Here is a 306-nt window from a genome sequence, read left to right on the forward strand (position 1 = left end):
GGCGCGGCTGCGTGCTGGATGCCGACGCCCTGACGTCCTACGAGGCGGCGCCGGAAACGCTGTTCGCGCAGCTGCACGCGAACTGCGTGCTGACGCCCCATGCGGGCGAATTCGCCCGGCTTTTTCCAGACATCGCGGACAAGCTGCGCGCCCCGGCCGAGAGCGGCCCGGCCTATTCCAAGGTCGATGCCACGCGCGCGGCGGCCGCCCGGGCCGGGTGCACGGTGCTGTTCAAGGGGCCCGACACGGTGATCGCCGATGCGTCCGGCCGGTGCCGGGTGAATGCGGCGCACGGGGCGCAGGCCG

The 306-nt window shown here is 73.5% G+C and carries 1 protein-coding gene; it reads left to right on the forward strand.

The window, feature by feature from the left end; translation table 11 throughout:
• Positions 1-306 (forward strand): NAD(P)H-hydrate dehydratase (locus ACH107_RS33735; RefSeq protein WP_412509912.1); only part of this gene is annotated, 306 nt, incomplete at both ends.

The sequence above is a fragment of the Roseovarius halophilus (ex Wu et al. 2025) genome, from assembly GCF_047086965.1.